Source organism: Roseovarius sp. SK2 (genome assembly GCF_028807495.1).
GTDB lineage: Bacteria > Pseudomonadota > Alphaproteobacteria > Rhodobacterales > Rhodobacteraceae > Roseovarius > Roseovarius confluentis.
On sequence record NZ_JARAMK010000004.1, the window covers coordinates 1 to 17,709 of the forward strand.

General features: G+C 65.7%; 21 protein-coding genes. 2 read left to right on the top strand and 19 right to left on the bottom strand.

Annotated features, from left to right (window positions below; genetic code table 11):
- Positions 1 to 249: 249 nt before the first annotated feature.
- A complete protein-coding gene (locus PVV74_RS09160) occupies positions 250 to 858 on the bottom strand; it encodes an MOSC domain-containing protein (protein ID WP_274592966.1) in 609 nt (202 codons plus the stop codon).
- 196 nt (positions 859 to 1,054) lie between these two features.
- Here PVV74_RS09160 and PVV74_RS09165 point away from each other — a divergent pair, with 196 nt between their 5' ends.
- Positions 1,055 to 1,939, top strand: a complete 885-nt coding sequence (locus tag PVV74_RS09165; RefSeq protein WP_274592967.1) for a hypothetical protein — start codon at positions 1,055 to 1,057, stop codon at positions 1,937 to 1,939.
- Between the two features lie 69 nt (positions 1,940 to 2,008).
- Here the strand turns inward: PVV74_RS09165 and PVV74_RS09170 are convergent, their stop codons facing one another.
- The 16 genes from PVV74_RS09170 to ruvC all read right to left on the bottom strand — a co-directional run bounded on the left by PVV74_RS09170 (position 2,009) and on the right by ruvC (position 15,729).
- Positions 2,009 to 2,791 (bottom strand): methyltransferase domain-containing protein, encoded by a 783-nt coding sequence (locus PVV74_RS09170; RefSeq protein ID WP_103763416.1) that lies wholly within the window; start codon positions 2,789 to 2,791, stop codon positions 2,009 to 2,011.
- Positions 2,792 to 2,793: 2 nt separating this feature from the next.
- Complete coding sequence (gene ftsH / locus PVV74_RS09175; RefSeq protein ID WP_103763415.1) at positions 2,794 to 4,713, bottom strand: ATP-dependent zinc metalloprotease FtsH; 1,920 nt, start codon at positions 4,711 to 4,713, stop codon at positions 2,794 to 2,796.
- 78 nt (positions 4,714 to 4,791) lie between these two features.
- Positions 4,792 to 6,051 (bottom strand): tRNA lysidine(34) synthetase TilS, encoded by a 1,260-nt coding sequence (gene tilS, locus PVV74_RS09180; protein ID WP_274592968.1) that lies wholly within the window; start codon positions 6,049 to 6,051, stop codon positions 4,792 to 4,794.
- Positions 6,042 to 6,941, bottom strand: a complete 900-nt coding sequence (gene ybgF, locus PVV74_RS09185) for a tol-pal system protein YbgF (protein WP_274592969.1) — start codon at positions 6,939 to 6,941, stop codon at positions 6,042 to 6,044. Before ybgF ends, tilS begins: the two co-directional genes overlap by 10 nt.
- Positions 6,942 to 6,960: 19 nt before the next feature.
- Positions 6,961 to 7,476 (bottom strand): peptidoglycan-associated lipoprotein Pal, encoded by a 516-nt coding sequence (pal, locus tag PVV74_RS09190; RefSeq protein ID WP_274592970.1) that lies wholly within the window; start codon positions 7,474 to 7,476, stop codon positions 6,961 to 6,963.
- A gap of 83 nt (positions 7,477 to 7,559) precedes the next feature.
- On the bottom strand, positions 7,560 to 8,888 hold the full coding sequence (gene tolB, locus PVV74_RS09195; RefSeq protein WP_103763413.1) for a Tol-Pal system beta propeller repeat protein TolB: 1,329 nt from the start codon (positions 8,886 to 8,888) through the stop codon (positions 7,560 to 7,562).
- Between the two features lies 1 nt (position 8,889).
- A complete protein-coding gene (locus PVV74_RS09200) occupies positions 8,890 to 9,252 on the bottom strand; it encodes a hypothetical protein (protein ID WP_274592971.1) in 363 nt (120 codons plus the stop codon).
- The gene (locus PVV74_RS09205) at positions 9,249 to 10,418 is read right to left on the bottom strand and encodes an energy transducer TonB (RefSeq protein WP_338020420.1); all 1,170 of its coding nucleotides are present in this window, start codon (positions 10,416 to 10,418) and stop codon (positions 9,249 to 9,251) included. Before PVV74_RS09205 ends, PVV74_RS09200 begins: the two co-directional genes overlap by 4 nt.
- Position 10,419: 1 nt before the next feature.
- On the bottom strand, positions 10,420 to 10,893 hold the full coding sequence (gene tolR / locus PVV74_RS09210; RefSeq protein WP_222449233.1) for a protein TolR: 474 nt from the start codon (positions 10,891 to 10,893) through the stop codon (positions 10,420 to 10,422).
- 1 nt (position 10,894) lies between these two features.
- On the bottom strand, positions 10,895 to 11,590 hold the full coding sequence (tolQ, locus tag PVV74_RS09215; protein ID WP_103763410.1) for a protein TolQ: 696 nt from the start codon (positions 11,588 to 11,590) through the stop codon (positions 10,895 to 10,897).
- Between the two features lie 116 nt (positions 11,591 to 11,706).
- Positions 11,707 to 12,096 (bottom strand): tol-pal system-associated acyl-CoA thioesterase, encoded by a 390-nt coding sequence (gene ybgC, locus PVV74_RS09220; protein WP_103763409.1) that lies wholly within the window; start codon positions 12,094 to 12,096, stop codon positions 11,707 to 11,709.
- 118 nt (positions 12,097 to 12,214) lie between these two features.
- Positions 12,215 to 12,751 carry an RNA 2',3'-cyclic phosphodiesterase gene (thpR, locus tag PVV74_RS09225; protein WP_103763408.1) on the bottom strand — a complete coding sequence of 179 codons (537 nt, stop codon included), beginning with the start codon at positions 12,749 to 12,751 and terminating at the stop codon, positions 12,215 to 12,217.
- Between the two features lie 3 nt (positions 12,752 to 12,754).
- On the bottom strand, positions 12,755 to 13,390 hold the full coding sequence (locus PVV74_RS09230) for a hypothetical protein (protein ID WP_211286140.1): 636 nt from the start codon (positions 13,388 to 13,390) through the stop codon (positions 12,755 to 12,757).
- Between the two features lie 89 nt (positions 13,391 to 13,479).
- Positions 13,480 to 14,508 (bottom strand): Holliday junction branch migration DNA helicase RuvB, encoded by a 1,029-nt coding sequence (gene ruvB, locus PVV74_RS09235; RefSeq protein WP_103763407.1) that lies wholly within the window; start codon positions 14,506 to 14,508, stop codon positions 13,480 to 13,482.
- 58 nt (positions 14,509 to 14,566) lie between these two features.
- Positions 14,567 to 15,238, bottom strand: a complete 672-nt coding sequence (gene ruvA / locus PVV74_RS09240) for a Holliday junction branch migration protein RuvA (protein ID WP_103763406.1) — start codon at positions 15,236 to 15,238, stop codon at positions 14,567 to 14,569.
- Entirely contained in the window at positions 15,235 to 15,729 is a 495-nt protein-coding gene (gene ruvC, locus PVV74_RS09245) for a crossover junction endodeoxyribonuclease RuvC (protein ID WP_103763405.1), read from the bottom strand. Before ruvC ends, ruvA begins: the two co-directional genes overlap by 4 nt.
- Positions 15,730 to 16,034: 305 nt before the next feature.
- Between ruvC and PVV74_RS09250 the strand changes: the two genes are divergently transcribed.
- Positions 16,035 to 16,226, top strand: coding sequence for a DUF1127 domain-containing protein (locus tag PVV74_RS09250; protein ID WP_103763404.1), 192 nt, complete (start codon positions 16,035 to 16,037; stop codon positions 16,224 to 16,226).
- Positions 16,227 to 16,359: 133 nt separating this feature from the next.
- Here PVV74_RS09250 and PVV74_RS09255 read toward each other — a convergent pair whose 3' ends face one another.
- Positions 16,360 to 16,713, bottom strand: a complete 354-nt coding sequence (locus tag PVV74_RS09255; protein ID WP_103763403.1) for a hypothetical protein — start codon at positions 16,711 to 16,713, stop codon at positions 16,360 to 16,362.
- A gap of 110 nt (positions 16,714 to 16,823) precedes the next feature.
- The gene (locus PVV74_RS09260) at positions 16,824 to 17,699 is read right to left on the bottom strand and encodes a 50S ribosomal protein L11 methyltransferase (RefSeq protein WP_103763402.1); all 876 of its coding nucleotides are present in this window, start codon (positions 17,697 to 17,699) and stop codon (positions 16,824 to 16,826) included.
- Positions 17,700 to 17,709 lie beyond the last annotated feature (10 nt).

The following is a 17,709-nucleotide window of genomic DNA, read 5'->3' on the forward strand; positions in this document are numbered from 1 at the left end:
AGGGCAGCAGATGTTCGCCCGGGATCCCAAGCTTGTCGCCAATCTCCTGGATCGGCTTCTTCGACGCCGCACGCGCAATCTCGATGTCTGATTTGTGGCTCATTGTGTCTTCCCTTTGGACATAAGCGATGATGCTTCCGGGACAGCCATACAAAGTCGGGCGCCGTCAACCGGTCAGGAATCCGACATTTCCGGGGGCTGATGCGGCAGCCTGTCGCGCCCGCGTTTCACATCGGAAACATCTCGCGCTCAGAAGGACTTGCCGCTCAGGCATCCCTCCAGATGCAACCAGGGCCGCTGGTCCGGCACGTGCAGGCGCATCCGGTCTCCCACGCGCAATGGTCCGGGCCGTTCGACCCAGGCCGTGACCCCCCGCCGGTGCGCCGCCGCGGGCTTGAACAGCTTGCCAAGACCCGGATGATCCTTCTCCAACTCCTTGGCCGGCCAGATGCAGGGCCGGTTCTCCATGTCGACGATCAGCGCCGTGCCACTGTCGGTCTGCAAGCGCGACGAGGGCGGCAGGCGGCTGAAGTCGTCGATGCCTTTCAGCACCAGCGACGCGCCCAGCCATTCGGGGCGCAAGGCGTCGATCCCGATCTCCTCGGCGATCGCCGCCATCTCCTCGGCCGACACGACGGACAGTTGCCGCACATTGGCAATCTCGGTGCCTTCCGCGTGCTGGTCCTTTACCCGAACACAAGACGGACGCGTGCGCCCGCCGTGAAACTCGCCGGGCACGCCGTCCCAAGTCAGATCCACTTGGCCAAGCGGGGCCGAGCGGATGTCGCTCTCCTGGTCGGTAACGCACCCGATCCAGGTGATGTCGGCATAATGGGCGGTGGGTATCAAGGCAGGCATGTCATCCCTTCTTGGCTCTTGTCCCGCGGCGAAGACGGACTTGGGAAGATGCGTGGTGACAAAATGGCCCACGCGGCTTTCCTATCATGTCACCCTTTCGCCTGAAACCGGTCAAGGTCGATGCGTAGACTTGGCCAGACTCACAGTGGGAAAGACAGTCATGGGCTTTACTCTCTTTAGGAAGAAACGGCACGCGATGTCCGATACGGCCTGGCAGTCGGTCAAGACATTCCATGCCGAGATCCGGACCATCGCGCTGGTCAAGCACGGCACGATCCCGACCACTGCCACGAACCGCCGGCACTATCCAGGTGTCAGCGAGACAGACTGGATGGCGGTGCAGGTCTACGAGCTGTTCGAGGACGTGCGCGAGAAGGCCGGGGCACAAGACCTCGACGCGCTCGGCCCCGAGCACCGGCACATCCTGCTGATGGCCACGCTGGCGGCCAAGGGCACGCAGGCGGAGTTCGACAGCGCGCTCAAGCACGACAGGTCGGTGATGTCCGAGCATATGCGCGGCCTGCGCGACGGCTGGGCGTGGGCCCGGTCGATGCCCGCGCCCCGCGCACTGCCGGGGGAATCCGCCGCAGAGATGCTGGCCCGGTTCAACCGCGGCCTGACACTGGACGAGGCTTACAATCGCGGCCGCGAGACCCTGATCTCGGGTCGGTTCATCGACAACGACACGCAGCTTTTCCTGTTGCCTTACGCGGTGCAAAGACTGCAGGCGCTCGGCGCGCAAATCCCGTGTGTCTGGCGCAACGCTCCCGCATTCAAAAACCTGCACATGGCGGAACGCAACGCGGTCGGCCTGATGTATCGGACGCTCTGCATATCCGACGACGTGCTGGACCTGATGAACGAGGTGCTTGAAGAACCGCCCAACGGTGACGTGGTCATGGAGTGCATCAAGATGTTTCACAATGGCGCCACGCGGCTGGCCCTGGCCGACAGCGTCACGGCGGACCTGCCCACGGGACGACCCGATTCCGTCCACGATATGCAGCTTACCGCGTTCGACACCGGACTTCGCCTGCTGGACGCGGCCATGCGCTATTACGCCGCGCGAAACGATGTCTGACAGTGCCACGCGCGGCCCGGAATTTTTCAAAATTCCGTCCCGTTTTCTTTTGAAAGAAAACGCCCGCGCTCAGACCGATAAAGTAAAGAAAATCCGGCGGAACGGGAACAGGACAGAGCCATCCGCGCGCACCGGGTACGCCGCGTGCATCGCTTCCTCGTAGCGCTTGATCAGCGCCGCCTTCTCGTCCTCGGCCAACGCCTCCAGCACGGGGCGGGCATAGGTGCTTTCAGTGAAGCGGCGCACCGGGTGGCTGCCCGGTTCGGCCATCAGGCGCTGGTAATACTCGGTTTCCCACAGCCGGAACTGGCCCATGCCGGACAAAAGCTCGTCGTATTTCACCGGGGCCATGACGCCGGGGGTGCCCATCTTCTCGACACGGCCCGGGAACATTTCCTCGACCAGGCTCAGCCACACGCGGTGCGACGGTGCCTTGTTCTGGTGCGGCATCTGTACCGCCAGCGTACCGCCTTTGGACAGCATCCGCACCAGCCGGGGCAGCAATTGCTCGTGATTGCCCACCCAGTGCAGCGCGGCGTTGGAAAAGATCAGTCCGGGCGTCCGCGACGGCGTCCACTCCGCGATGTCGGCCTGGCTGAAACTGTCATATCCCTTGGCGGCGCGGGCTTTTTCAAGCATCGCGGGGCTGGCATCGACCCCGATTACCTTGCGGTTGCCGGCCCGCGCCCGCAGCGCATCGCCCAAGGCACCGTTGCCACAGCCAAGGTCATAGATGTCGCCCGCGCCCATGCTGCTGATCGTGTTCACCAGGTCCAGGCCCGGGCGCTGGCGGAGGTCGTGGAACCGGGCATAGGCGCCCGGGTTCCAGTCGGTCTTCGCGTTGGTCGTCATCGTCACGCTGTCGGTTCCGGCTCCATGCCGCCGTCCGGCGGTGTCGACTTCGGCTTGGTCTTCGGAATGGCCGTCAGGGACGGTTTGTCATCCTTCTGAGGCGTGCCGCCCTGGTCGTCATCCGCCTCGGGCGGATCGCCGTTGATCACGCGCTCGATCTCTTCGCCGGTCAGGGTCTCGTATTCCAGCAGACCCTGCGCCAGACGCTCCCATTCGTCATGCTTGTCAGTCAGGATGTCATGGGCCCGCTGGTAGGCGTCGTCGATCATGCGCTTGACCTCGTCCTCGATCAGCTCTTTCGTGTGAGCCGAGATCGAGAAGCCGCCGGCGCTGTTGCCCATGTAGCCTTCATGCGCCTGCTCGTAATCGACATTGCCGACCTTGTCCGACATGCCCCAGCGCAGGACCATCGCGCGGGCCAGCGAAGATGCCTGCTGGATGTCGCCGGCAGGGCCGTTCGACACCGCGTCGGGGCCGTACTTGATGATCTCGGCTGCCTTGCCGGCCATGGTCATGGCCAGCTTTTCCTCGCATTCAGACTTGTGCCAGTTCAGCCGGTCGATCTCGGGCAGGCTGACCACCATGCCCAAGGCACCGCCGCGCGGGATGATCGTCGCCTTGTAGACCGGATCGCATTGCGGCAGGGCAAGGCCCACGATGGCGTGACCGGCCTCGTGATAGGCGGTCTTTTCCTTCTGCTCGGGCGTCAGCACCATGGATCGCCGCTCGGCGCCCATCATGACCTTGTCCTTGGCCTGTTCGAAATCCACCATCGACACGAACCGCCGACCCACACGCGCGGCCATCAGCGCCGCCTCATTCACCAGGTTGGCGAGGTCCGCCCCCGAGAAACCGGGCGTGCCGCGCGCGATGATGCGCAGGTCCACGTCGGGGCCCAGCGGAGTCTTGCGGGCGTGAACGCCCAGAATCTTCTCGCGGCCCTTGATGTCGGGATTGGGCACCGTCACCTGCCGGTCGAACCGGCCCGGTCGCAGCAGCGCGGGGTCCAGCACGTCCTTGCGGTTGGTGGCCGCGACGATGATGACGCCTTCATTGGCCTCGAACCCGTCCATCTCGACCAGCAGCTGGTTGAGGGTCTGTTCCCGCTCGTCATTGCCGCCGCCATAGCCGGCGCCACGATGCCGGCCCACCGCGTCGATCTCGTCGATGAAGACGATGCAGGGCGCGTTCTTCTTCGCCTGTTCGAACATGTCGCGCACGCGGGACGCGCCGACACCCACGAACATCTCGACGAAGTCCGAACCCGAAATGGTGAAGAACGGCACGCCCGCCTCGCCCGCAATGGCGCGGGCCAGCAGCGTCTTACCGGTGCCCGGAGGGCCGACCAGCAGCGCGCCTTTGGGGATCTTGCCGCCGAGGCGGCTGAATTTCTGCGGGTTGCGCAGGAACTCGACGATCTCTTCCAACTCTTCCTTGGCCTCGTCGATGCCGGCCACGTCGTCAAACGTCACGCGGCCATGCTTTTCGGTCAACATCTTGGCCTTGGACTTGCCAAAGCCCATGGCGCCGCCCTTGCCGCCGCCCTGCATGCGGTTCATGAAATAGATCCACACACCGATCAGCAGCACGAAAGGCAGAAGCGAGATCAGGAAGGTCTGAAACCCGGATTGCTCCTGCGATTCCGCCTTGATCGGGATATCCCGCTCCAAAAGCAGGGACGTCACCTCGGCATCTTCGGGCTTGATGGTCGAGTAATTGTTGCCGTCCTCGCCCCGGAAACGCACGTTTTCGCCATCCAGCGTGACCTCGGACACCTCGCCGTCCTCGACCGCCGCGACGAATTCCGAATAGGGAATTGCCTGGCTCTGCAATGTGTTACCGGATCCGTTGAACAGGCTGAACAGCGCCATAATCAACAGGAACAGGACCAACCAAAAGGCGAAGTTTCTCGCGTTGCCCAAGGGCTTTCTCCTCACGTGATGCCGGGCCTGACCTACCACAGGGCCCGTGTATGATAAATAGAGATCGTTAAGCGATGTTCAATGCGCAAGGATGCTGGCAAAGAACATGTCTTCATCCCGCAAAAGTGTTGCCGTCCAGCCCTCTGCAAACCCCGCAAGCGGCGCCGCGACCAAATGACCGCCCCGCCAGACCGCCGGACTGGCCAGGAGCGACGACCGTGGCAAACCTGGCTGCAGCCGCTCTTGGCAGTGCGCCAGACCTGCCTCGCCCAGCGTGGCCACCTCTGCCCCATCGGGCCACGGACCGTCCAGCTGCCAACGTCCGTCCCACGCCTCGCCGGGCGCGGCCCGCGTCTGCGCCACCGCCTTTGGCTCGCGCGCGAACCGCAGATGATCCGTTTCCACGCTCATCATGACGCCGTGCAACGTCATGCCGTTGCCACCACGGATCGCCTCCAGCATCAGGGCGACCGCCTTGCCGCGCGGAACGTAGTCCGCGCCGCTGATCCAACGCAGGATCTCCTGCACCATGCGGCGGCAGATGTCGCGCGGCAGCGTCCGGAACCCCTTGCGGTCGACCATCACGTCGCCCCGGTCGAAACTCACATGGTTGCGCGCCGCCAGGAAAACATACCAATACAGCGTGCTGCGCACCTCGCCCAGATGTCCGGCAACGTTGCCCAGTCCCCGCGCGGTCACGCCAAGGTCTTCCAGCGCCGCCAGCGCCTTGCGCACCCGCGCCCGTTCAAAGGCCTCGTCCTCGTTGGTCGGGTCGTCGACCCAAGCCAGCCCCTCGCGCTCCACCACCCTGCGCATCTCGGCCCGCGACACCTGCAACAGCGGGCGGCGGAACTCCACCGTACCCTGCCGCCAGCTTGGCGCCATTGCCGCCAGCCCGTCGACACCCGCCTCGCGCATCAGTCGCATGACGAATGTCTCGGCCACGTCGTTCAACGTATGCCCCAGCGCCACGTCGGTGATCTGTCCCGCCTCGGCCCAGTCCGCGATCAGGCCGTACCGCGCGCGCCGCGCCTGGTCGGGCAGGTTTCCCGCACCGTCCCAGCCCCGCCATTCCAGCGTCTTGTGCGCAACGCCCAGTCGGGCACACAGCGCTGCCACGCCCGCCGCTTCGTCGCGCGACGCTGCGCGCAGACCGTGGTCCACCGTCACCGCGTAAGGTTCTGGCCCGCCCTGCGCGGCCCATTGCCGGGCCAGCAGTAGCAGCCCAAGCGAATCGCTGCCCCCCGAAACGGCAATGCCCAGCCGCTTGGGCCGGGCATTCCCGAATGTCGCCACGAACTGATCAAGAATATGCGCCGTCGGGCCGTTCACGAACACCCAAGGTTCTGCATCGCCGAGGCCGCCTGCCCCACCGCGGGCGATTGCGGAAAGCGTTGCGCCACCTCCCCCAAGGTCAGGCAAGCCTCGTTGGTCTGGCCCAGCGCCCCCAGCGACCGGCCCAGCAGGAACAGCGCCTGCGGCGCCTGCGGGCCGTCCGGCGCCGTGCTGAACGTATTCAGATAGGCGCGCGCAGCACCTGTCATGTCATTCGCCTGCTCCAGCGCCTCGCCACGCTTCAGACCGGCCTGCGCCTCCATCGGGCTGCCGGGATAGTTGGTCGTGAACCGCTCGAACTGCTCGGCCGCGGCGGCATACTCGCCCGCCTCGAAGGCCGCCATGGCCGTGTCGAAATCGGCCTGCTCGGCAGCGGCCATCTGCACGCCACCCTCGGTGCCCGTGGTGCCGCCGGTGGTGGCGGTGCCGGTCGTGTCCGTGGCCGGGGCCGGGGCCGGGTCCGGAGCCGTGCCGGTGCTGCCTGCGTTGCCGCCGGTCGAGGGCGCCACCCCGCCCAGCGTGTCGCCGGGCTCGATGCTGCCGATATCGCAGGACGGCTCCAACTCGCAGATCCGGAATTCCAGGTCGCCCACGCGGTTGGTGCCGTCGGTCACCACGCTGTCGATGCGAAACTCCAGCTCCTCGGTCTTCGAGGTCAGGCGCTGCAACTCGGACTCGATTGTGTTCACGCGGTCGAGCACGCTGCCGCCCACGGTCGCATTGCCGCTGGCGCCGGTGGTGTTCAGCTCACGCTTCAGCTTCTGCAACTCGACATACAGCACCGACAATTCCTGCCGGATATCCGCCAGGGTTTCGGTATTGGCCTGGGCCGAGGCCGAAACCGGCCCCATCCCGAACGCGGCCACCACAAGGCCCAGTATCACACGACGCATGTTCACCCCACCATTCGTCCTAGCTTGTCGGCACCGCCGAGATCACCGTCACGGCCCGGCGGTTCTTGGCATAGCACGCTTCCTCGCTGCAGATCTCCAGCGGGCGTTCCTTGCCGTAGCTGATAACCTTCAGACGCGCCGGGCTGACGCCTTTCGAAATCAGATATTCCTGCACCGCGTTGGCGCGGCGTGCGCCCAGCGCGATGTTGTATTGCCGCGTGCCCTGCTCGTCGGCGTGACCTTCGATGATGGCGTTGTATGCCGTGTTCGTGGCCAGCCATTGCGCCTGACCGTCCAGCGTCGCCGTCGCCGTGGGCGACAGGGTGGACTGGTCCACCGCGAACAACACGCGGTCTCCGATCGTCTGCTGGAAATAGAGCGGCGATTGCGGGTCCTGCGCGGTGCCCGCGACCCCGCCAGCCGTGCCGCTGCTGCCCGCGCCGTTGTTGTATTGGTCGCCGAACCGGTCGGGGTTGCTGCAGGCGCTTACCGCCAGCCCCGCCACCACGATCAGTGCTTTGCTCAGATGTTTCATATCAGTGCCCCACTCGATGCTTTGCTGCTCTTGAATTGGTTAATATCATAGGCCCGCAACGGATGCATGTCCCTTTTGCGGCCTCAGTTCTGCAGCGGTCCCCATGACGGGTCCGACGCCCCGGTCTCTGTCCGAACCTGCTTGAGGTTGCGCCCGGTTATGTCCACCGACCACAGGCTCGACGCCCCCTGGGCGCCCTGGGTCTCGCGGGTGAACATGATGACCCGGCCATTGGGCGCCCATGTCGGCCCCTCGTCCAGGAAGGACGCGGTCAGCAGGCGCTCCTCGCTGCCATCGGTGCGCATCACGCCGATATGGAACCGGCCTTTGGACTGCTTGGTAAAGGCAATCAGGTCCCCGCGCGGCGACCAGACCGGCGTGCCATAGCGGCCCTGGCCGAAACTGATCCGCGTCGCCTCGCCGCCGCCCGCCGGCATGACATAAAGCTGCGGCGTGCCCGAGCGGTCGGATTCGAACACGATCCTGCTGCCATCGGGGCTGAAGCTGGGCGCGGTCTCGATCGACGGCGTGGTGGTCAGGCGCGAAGTCTGCCCGCTCCCGATGTTCAACTGATAAAGGTCGGTGTTGCCGCCCGTGGTCAGGCTGTAGACGATGGTCTGACCGTTGGGCGCAAAACGCGGCGCGAAACTCATCTCGCCATCGGCGGCATTCAGCACGTTGCGCCCCGCCGTCGCCACGTCCAGCACGTAGATCTTGGGAAATCCGCTTTCGTAGCTGGTGTAAAGCACCCGGTCGCCACCCGGCGAAAACCGTGGTGCCAGGACGATCGACGCGCTGTCCGTCAGGTAGGTCACATTGGCGCCGTCGTAATCCATGATCGCCAGCCGCTTCTGCCGCGCATCCTTTGGCCCGGTCTCGGACACGAACACGACGCGGCTGTCGAAATACGGGTCCTCGCCCGTCAGCCGTGAATACACTTGGTCCGACACCTTGTGCGCGATACGCCGCCAGCCATCCACGGTCCCCACGAATTGCAGGCCGTCGCCCATCTGCTGCCCCGCGAAAACGTCGTACAGCCGGAACTTCACGACGACCTTTCCGGTGTCATCCACATTGACGCCGCCCACGATCAGCGCCTGCGCGTTGATCGCCTTCCAGTCCGCGAATTGCACCGGGCTGGAAAACGCGGTGACCCGCGCGATATGCGCATCCTGCGGAATTTCGCGGAAAAGGCCCGTGCCGGTCAGGTCGGCGGCGATCACCCGCGTGATATTGGCCGCCATCTCCTGCGCCTGGGCGCTCTCGGCCACGAAGTTCGGTACGGCAAAGGGCAACGGCTCGATCACGCCCTCGGTGATCTCGATCCTCAGCGGCCCGCTGCGCTCTTCCTGCGCCACCACCGGCGCCGCAAGGCCTGCAAGGATCGCCACAAGGGCCAGAAATACTCTCATGTCACTGCTCCCCTTCGACCACCGGGTCGAATGTCATTTCTATCTCGCGCCACGCCTCATGCTGCTCGGCTGGCAGGTCATACCCGTCGCGCCCGCATCTCAGGATGGCACGTCGCGCCGCCATGAAAGAGCCCGTGTCGGACATTTCACGGGGAATTGAGCGCAGGCTGTCGTCAACCACGGTGCCATCCCGGTTCATCTCGAACGCTACGGTGACAACCGCGCCGCCCTCGGCCGGGTTCCAGCAACGCTGTACGTCCTCGCGAAACCCGTCGATCCAGTCGGATGCCTGCGTCCCGAACACCGCCGCCGGGGCGAAAAGACCCGCCAGCACCGCCCCACCAATGATACCATGCCGTTTCATCGGATCCGCATGTTCTCCGGGTTGAAGGTCATCTCGATCTCGCGCCATGTCGCGAACTTCTCGACCGGCAGGTCATATCCCCGCGCGCCGCAGCGGATGATCGCCCGCCGCGCGGCCTCGAACGCCTGCTGCGCCGAGGAGTTGCTACCCCCCTCGCTGCCGATCATGCGGATCGAGTTGGTGATCGGGCGGCCATCCTCGGACATCGACACCGCCACCGTTACCGTGGTGGCCAGAGCGTCGGAACTCAGCGAGCCCACGTTCCAGCATTCCTGCACCGCCACCCGCAACCCGTCCTTTTCTCCGGCCGTCAGCGGCGGGCCTTGCGGATTGCCCTGCGGTTCGGGGTCGGCGCCCAGCGCCTCGGCCAGCGCGTCATTCACGGCCGAGCTGTCCGGGCTGGTGGCCTGCTCCGTTTCGGGCTCCGCCGCCGGTTCCGGGTCAGCTTGCTGTGCGGGCTCGTCGCGCGGTTCGGGGTCCGGGTCGGGCTGTGCCGCCGGGGTCGCCTGTTCCGGCCGCGTGCGCGGCCGTACCGAGCGCGGCGGCGCGGCGGACGCCACCTCTTCGGCCTCGGTCACGATCTCGGTCGTGGCCTCCTGCCGGGCGGTTTCCTCCTGCTCGGGAGTCGGCTCCTCGGCCTGCTCGGATGGCTCCGGCGCCTCCTGGTCCACATCTGCGATCTCGACATCCGGGTCAGGCTGTTCCACCGCCTCGGGGGCCACGCGCGGCGCCGGCCGGGGCTGTGGGCGGTCCGACTGTTCAGGCGCCAGGACGGCTGTATCTTCCTGAGGCGGCGTCGGTTCCTGCGGCGCGTCTGCGATTTCGGCCTCGGGCACCGGGATCGGCTCGGGCTCGACGGCCTCGGGCACCGGGTCCGGCTCGACGCTTTCGGTCACTTCGGGCTGGTCCTGCTCGGGGGCCGTGTCAGCCTCGCTGGAAAGCTCCGGCGTCTGACCCTCCTCGGGCGGCTCGGGCGTGTCGACATTGGCCACCGCATCCGGCGACGGCTCGGCGATCATCGCCGCGTATTCCTCTTCCGAGACCGCCGTCACCTCGGTGATCTCGAACGGCAGGGGCTCGGACTTGAACGCCCCACCGAAGATGGCAAAGACGATCAGGCCCGTATGGGCCACACCGGAAATGATCTGCCCGGTGTCCAGCCGCATCTCAGCCGCCCTGCTCGTCAAGCGTGGGGCCGCCGGTATCCGTCACCAGCCCGATATTGGCGAAACCGCCCCGGTTCAGCGCGCCCATCACCTGCATCACGTCCGAATAGGGCACCGCCCCGTCCGCCCGCAGGAAAACCCGCGTGCTGTCACGCTCCGTCGCGATGGCGCGCAGCCGGTTCACCAGCTCGCCGCGCTGCACCTCTGTGGTCTGGATCATCACGACCCCTTCGGCGGTCAGCGTCACGGTCAGCGGCTCTTCCTCCTCGCCGGGCAGCGCATTGGCCGCGGTCTCGGGCAGTTGCACCGGCACGCCCACGGTCATCAGCGGCGCGGCCACCATGAAGATGATCAGAAGCACCAGCATCACGTCAACGAAGGGCGTGACGTTGATCTCGGCCATCGGGCGCGACCGCCCGCGCCCTCTGCGCCTGCGGCCTGAATCTCCGGATTTCTGGACGACACCGGCTCCCATGTCAGCTGTCCAACTGCCGGCTCAGGATGGTTGCGAACTCGTCGGCAAACGCCTCGTAGCTCGCCACGATGCGGTCGGCATCGGCACTCAGCTTGTTGTAGAACACCACCGCCGGAATGGCCGCCAGCAGGCCCAGCCCCGTCGCCAAGAGCGCCTCGGCGATCCCCGGCGCGACAACAGCGAGGTTGGTATTCTGCTGCTCGGCGATCTCGATGAAGGCGTTCATGATCCCCCAGACCGTCCCGAACAAGCCCACGAAAGGCGACACCGACCCGATCGAGGCCAAAATGGTCAGCCCGCTCTGCAGTTTCTCGCTTTCCTTGACGATCGCCACGTCCATGCTGCGGTCGATCCGCGCCGTGGCCCCCGCGATCAGCGCGCCGTCGGTGCGATGCGACCGCCGCCATTCGCTCATTCCTGCGGCAAACACCCGCTCGGACTGCCCGGCCGGGTCCGGCCCGATCTCGTCGAACAGCTCGTCCAGTGGCTCGCCCGACCAGAAGCGGCGGTCGAACCGTTCCGCCTCGGCGCGCGCCTTGCGATAGGTGATCGTCTTCTGGATGATGATCGACCACGCCCAGAAGGACGCCACGATCAGCATCAGCATCACCAGTTTCACGATCAGCGTCGCGCGTGCGAATAGCGCCCACAGCGAGAAATCCATCTCCTGTGCCATTGCCAGGGTTTCTGCTTCCATCTGCCTGCTCTTTTGCTTGTCCGGGCCTTGTTGTCTGGCCGTATTGAGAGTGAAACTAGACGATTTCCAAGGGGAAAGCCAACCTCAACCGCATTCGCGCGGTCAATTGCAGGTGATCAGTGCAGCATCAGGCGGATATTTGCCGGTAGCCGCGCCGGATGTCCGGTGTCATTGATGCAGACGATGGTCACTTGCGCGGAAAACACCAGTTCCTCGCCGCGCAGGACCCGCTGGTCCATGACCAGCCGCGCGCCCGTGACCGTGGTCACGGTCGTCCTGACCTCCAGTTCATCGTCGAACTTCGCGGGGTGATGATAGTCCGCCTCGACCCGCCGCACGGCGAACACCACGCCATCGTCGCGCCGCATCGCGTTCTGGTCGATGCCAAGCCCCCGAACCCAGTCGCTGCGCGCGCGCTCTATATACCTGAGGTAATTGGCATAATAGACGATCCCGGCCATGTCGGTATCTTCGTAATAAACGCGGATCGGAAACGTGTGTGCCATGCCAGCCTTCTACGGCGCGGCGGCGGCGGCGGCAATCCCCAAGAGGGGGCTCTGCCCCACCGCGACCCTGCGGCTCACCGCTCCCCGGGATATTTCTGGCCAGAGGAGGATCCGGCGGCTACAGCGGGTAGTCGGCCAGCACGTCGTAGACCGGGCCATCCGGCGTCAGGGTCGAGCCGTAAAGACAGAACCGATCCACCGCGAACGGCCCCGCGCGGAACCCGCCATAGGCGCCAAGGAACGCGGTCAGCCGCCCCATGTCCACCGGCCGTGACCTTGGGAACCGCGCCAGCGTGACATGCGGGCGAAACCGTTCACGCGGCAGGTCGATCCCCGCCAGCCGCGCCGCGCCGCGCACCTTGTCGTGCAACTGCCGCAGCGGCTCCGCCTTGGCCACTTCGGCCCAGACGAGCGCCGGACGCCGCCCGCCCTGCGCCTCGATTCCGGTGAACTCCATCTCCCATGGCGACACGCGGATGTCTTGCAGCGCCGCGTCCAATTCCGCCAGCGCGGCCTCCGGCTGATCGTCGAGAAAGGCGAGCGTCAGGTGAAGGTTCTCCTCGTCCACCAGACGCCCCTGCCGCAGCGCCTCCTGAATCGGCAAGAGCGCCTCGATGGCCGCGTCGTCCAGCGGGACACCAACAAAGACCCGCAACGGCTACATCTGCCCCAGCCGCGCACACAGACGCAGCGCATGGCTCGCATCCTTCGCCACGGCGGGCATGACCGGATCGTACCCCGCCCGGATCACCGCGCCGATATCGGGCCGCAGGATCACCTGCCCCTCGCCCGCCTGCGCCAGCACCGAGCGGTCGGTGTATGCGGTGTCGGACCAAAGCAGGATCGTCTGCGCCACCTGCGCCAGCGCCAGCGTGTCGGCGGGCACTTTCGACAATTGTTCATCCATGCGCAGGAAGACGAAGCTGGCCTTAATCGCGCCGGCCTCGTCAAAGCGGAAAATCCGGTACTGGTTGGCATCCGCCGCCTTCAGCCGCGCCACCAGCGGGCCAAGGTCGGGGATCATCCGGTCCATGTCCGGCACCTCCAGCAACTCGTCCCACTCCCGGAAGAAAAAGAACATCAGGTTCACGCCCAGTTCCGGGTCGGTCTCGGCCATCTGGTGACCTGCCATCATCACCACGGCCTCGACCGCGCCCTTGACGGTTTCCAGCGTCTTGTCGTCGGTGCCGAACACCACCGGCACGATGGGCCGCCCCCAGCGGGCAAAGAGGTATGAGCCATCTGCGCGGGTAAAGAGCGCCTCGACATCTTCGGGTGAAATCAGATCAGCCATGGCCCGCCTTTATCAAAGCCCGACTGCCTGGCAAAGCCCCCGGCTTTAACTGTTCCCAAAATACTCGAATCCCGACGGCGCAGCCCGTGTCACCGTTCGAATAGATCCCCCGACCCCGCCGCCTTGGGCGCGGCCATCCCCAGATGCGCCCAGGCCCGCGCCGCCAGCATCCGCCCCCGCGGCGTGCGCTGGATCAGCCCCTGCTGCAACAGGAACGGCTCGATCACCTCTTCCAGCGCATCGCGACTCTCGCTCAGCGCGGCACTCAGCGTTTCGATCCCGACAGGCCCGCCTTGATAGGCCTCGGCAATGAGGCGCAGGTAGCGCCGGTCGGCCCCATCGAGGCCCAGCCCATCCACGCCCAGCCGGGTCAGCGCATTGTCGGCCAACCCTTGCGTGATCCGCCCGTCGCCCTCGACCACGGCGAAATCCACCACGCGCCGCAAGAGCCGACCCGCCACCCGTGGCGTGCCCCGCGCCCGCCGCGCAATCTCCCGCGCGCCCTGCGCCTCGGCGGGCACACCCAGCTTCTGCGCGTTGCGCGTGACGATCTCGTGCAACTCCTCCTCGGTGTAGAATTGCAACCGCGTGGGTATCCCGAACCGGTCCCGCAAGGGCGTCGTCAGCAGCCCCAGCCGCGTCGTCGCCCCCACCAGCGTGAAGGGCTGCAACTCGATCCGCACCGTCCGCGCCGCCGGTCCCTCGCCGATCACCAGGTCCAGTTCGAAATCCTCCATCGCGGGGTAGAGCACCTCTTCCACCGCCGGGTTCAGGCGGTGGATCTCGTCGATGAACAGAACGTCATTGGCCTCGAGGTTCGTCAGGATCGCCGCAAGGTCGCCCGCCTTGGCCAGAACTGGGCCGCTGGTCATCCGAAACCCCACGCCCAGTTCGCGCGCCATGATCTGCGCCAGCGTCGTCTTGCCAAGGCCGGGGGGGCCGTGAAACAGCGTGTGGTCCATCGCCTCGCCGCGCTGCCGGGCCGACTGGATGAACACTTTCAGGTTGGCCCGCGCCTCGGCCTGCCCGATGAAATCGGCCAGCGCCTGCGGTCGCAAGGCGCGGTCCACATCCTCGGGCAAGGCCTCGGGGCGCAGGGTGGGGTCAGGCTCGGTCATGAATTAATCGTCCCACGTCCGCGCGGCAGGCCGCAAGGCCTGATGAGCGCATGGCCTGTCATCCCTTCGGCGCCAACAGCTTCAGCGCGGCGCGAATGAGGTCCGCCGTCGCCGCCTCGGGCATCTCGCCCGCCGCCTGCGCCACCGCGCCCGCCGCCTCGCCGGGGCCGTATCCGAGGTTCGTCAGCGCCGACAGCGCCTCGGCCTGCGCCGCGCCGTCCGGGGCCTTGGCGGGCGCGGGCTTTGCCACCGGCGCCTCGATCACCTCACCCTCGTCCGCGACCACCTCCGGCGCGGCGACCGACGCGCTCGCGCCCATCGCCATCACTTCCGGCGCCTTGTCCTTCAGTTCGATCACCACGCGCTGCGCCGTCTTGGGGCCGATCCCCTTAGCCGCCTTCACCGCGTTCACGTCGCCCAAGGCAATCGCCCGGCCCACGCCATCCGGTCCCAGCGTGCCCAGGATCGCCAGCGACGCCTTCGCCCCGATCCCCTGCACGCTCATCAGCAGGCGGTGCCATTCCTTCTCGACCAGCGAGGTGAAGCCATAAAGCTGCAACAGGTCCTCGCGCACCAGAAGGTCGGTATATAGCGCCACATGCTCGCCCGCCCCCGGCAGCGCCGCCAGCGTCCGGTCCGAGCAATAGACGAGATACCCGACCCCCTTCACGTCAATCAGCACGTGATCGGCGGCGCGGTAATCGATGCGTCCCGCGATCCGCCCGATCATGCGCGCACCTTCTCTTTCAGCACTCGTGCAGGCCCGTGATGCGCATGACAGATGGCGATGGCCAGCGCGTCGGCGGCGTCCGCCCCGGCCAGCTCGACCCCCGGCAGTTGCACGCGCACCATGTGCGCCACCTGGTCCTTGCCGGCATGGCCCACGCCCACCACCGTCTTCTTCACCGTGTTGGGGGCGTATTCGCCCACATCCAGCCCGAACTGCGCCGGCACCAGCAGCGCGATGCCCCGCGCCTGTCCCAGCTTCAGCGTGCCGGCCCCGTCCTTGTTGACGAAGGTCTGCTCCACCGCCGCCGCGCCGGGCGCATATTTTTCAATGATATCCGTAAGTTGACCGTGCAGCGACAACAGCCGCGCCGCCAGCGTGCCCCCGTCCCCGTGGCAAATCCCGTTCGCCACATGGGTCAGGCGGCTGCCTTCCATGTCGATCACGCCCCACCCGAGGTTGCGTAGGCCCGGATCGATCCCGATGACCCGCATCTGCACTGCCCGCCCTTGCTTGTTTTTCAACGCCCTAGCACGAAACAAGAACAAACGCCAAGCACTTCCACGCGCAAAACCACCCTTCCGCGCCCTGCGCCGCGCGCGGATCACACCGCCTCGCCCCCTCCCCGCACAATATATGAACAGGAAAAATAAAGCATTAACATGACGTTAAGATAAATCAACCCATGCAATGCCTGCATACTGACTATGCGGAAAATGCGTGTTGTCCGACTCCGCCGAACCTCCTAACTCCAGCCACAGAACAAGAAACGAACCGACTTATATCAAGGACCATGACAATGGCTGCAATCGACACAACCCGCAGCGTGCACCACGGCGCCCATTTCGGCTCCATCTTCGCGCGCATCCTCGCAACCGTCTCTGCCTGGAACGACGCCCGCGTCACCCGCAACGCGCTCAGCCGCCTTTCCGACCGCGAGCTGGACGATATCGGCCTGTCGCGCGGCGACATCGAACGCGCGATCCGCTAATCCCGGATCGCCCCCGCCCGGCGTCCCCTCCCTGCGCCGGACAGCAAAAAGCCCTGCACGTGATCAACGTGCAGGGCTTTTCGTGTTCCGAGAAGCGTCTTTGGAGGGCAGAGAGGCCAGACGTAAAGGAACGTTACTTCACGAAGGGGCGCAGGTACTGCGCGATCACGCTGGACACCTGGTCCTTCTGCATCACGAAGGCGCCGGCCTGTTCGACCACGGTGCCGGATTTCAGCGCGTCAACGCGCTGGTCGTAGATCGTGCTGCCCAGATGCGCCAGGATCATCGCCTTGAACAGGAACACGCCCAGAACCAGGAACGCCAGACCGCGGACCGAAAAGCCCCGCGCGCGGGGCTTGGGGCGGAAAACGATCAGGCCTTCGCGCGTCACCTTGGCGGAATAGCCGTTGGCCAGTCGAGCCCGGTTGCGGTCGATCTTTTTCAGACGGGCATCGAAGCCCTGATAGTTGTCGGTCGCATTGGTCATGGCAGCGTTCCCAAACTCTGTTCATCCCCGTTCCCTTGTTGATGAAACTAGGTTTGAAATGTGGCAATTGTGGGGCAGCTGCCTTTAAAAAACTTTTTTTACAAGCGTTTTCAAACACTTTTGCGGGTTATTATCGTCGTCCACTCACCAATCTGTTCGCGCGATACGACACTGTTTCCGGCCTCGCTATAAACCGCCGCGACCTCGTCGGCCTGTTCATTCAGAATGCCGGATAGAATCACGTACCCCCCGGGCTTCAGCGCATGGGTGATTCCCGGCGCCAGCGCGATCAGGGGCGCTTTCAGGATATTCGCGAAGACCAGATCGAACGGCGCCGCCCCGGCAATGCCCGGATGCTCCAGCCCTTCGGCCTCCAGGCAAGTCACCCGGCCCACAAGATCGTTGGCCGCCACGTTGATCTCCGCCACCTCGACCGCGACCGCGTCGATGTCACTGGCAAGGATCGTCGCGTCGGGCCAGACCCGCGCCGCCGCCATCGCCAGCACGGCGGTGCCGCAGCCCAGATCCAGCACGCTGTCCAGCGGGCCTTGATCCGCGTTCAACCGGTCCAGCGCCTTCAGACAGCCCAGCGTCGTGCCGTGATGCCCGGTGCCGAACGCCATCGACGCCTCGATCAGAAGCGGCAGCGCATCCTCGGGCACCTTGTCGGCATCGTGACTGCCATAGACAAAGAACCGCCCCGCCACCACCGGCGTCAGTTCCCGCTTCACCTTGGCGACCCAGTCCGTTTCCGGCAGTTCGGACACGATGAAATCCTTGGCACCGTGCATCGACGCCAGCAGCGCCAGCCCCGCCGCATCCGGTTCCGCCTCGAAATAGCCGCCCACTTCCCACAGGCCAGAGCCGTCCTCCAGCTCGAACACGCCGACGCCCGTGGGCTCCGGTGTCAGACGTTCCAGCGCCTCGCCCAGGGCTTCAGCCTCGGATTTGCCGGGCAGGGTCGTCAAAGCGGTGAATGTGGGCATGAAGCCTCCC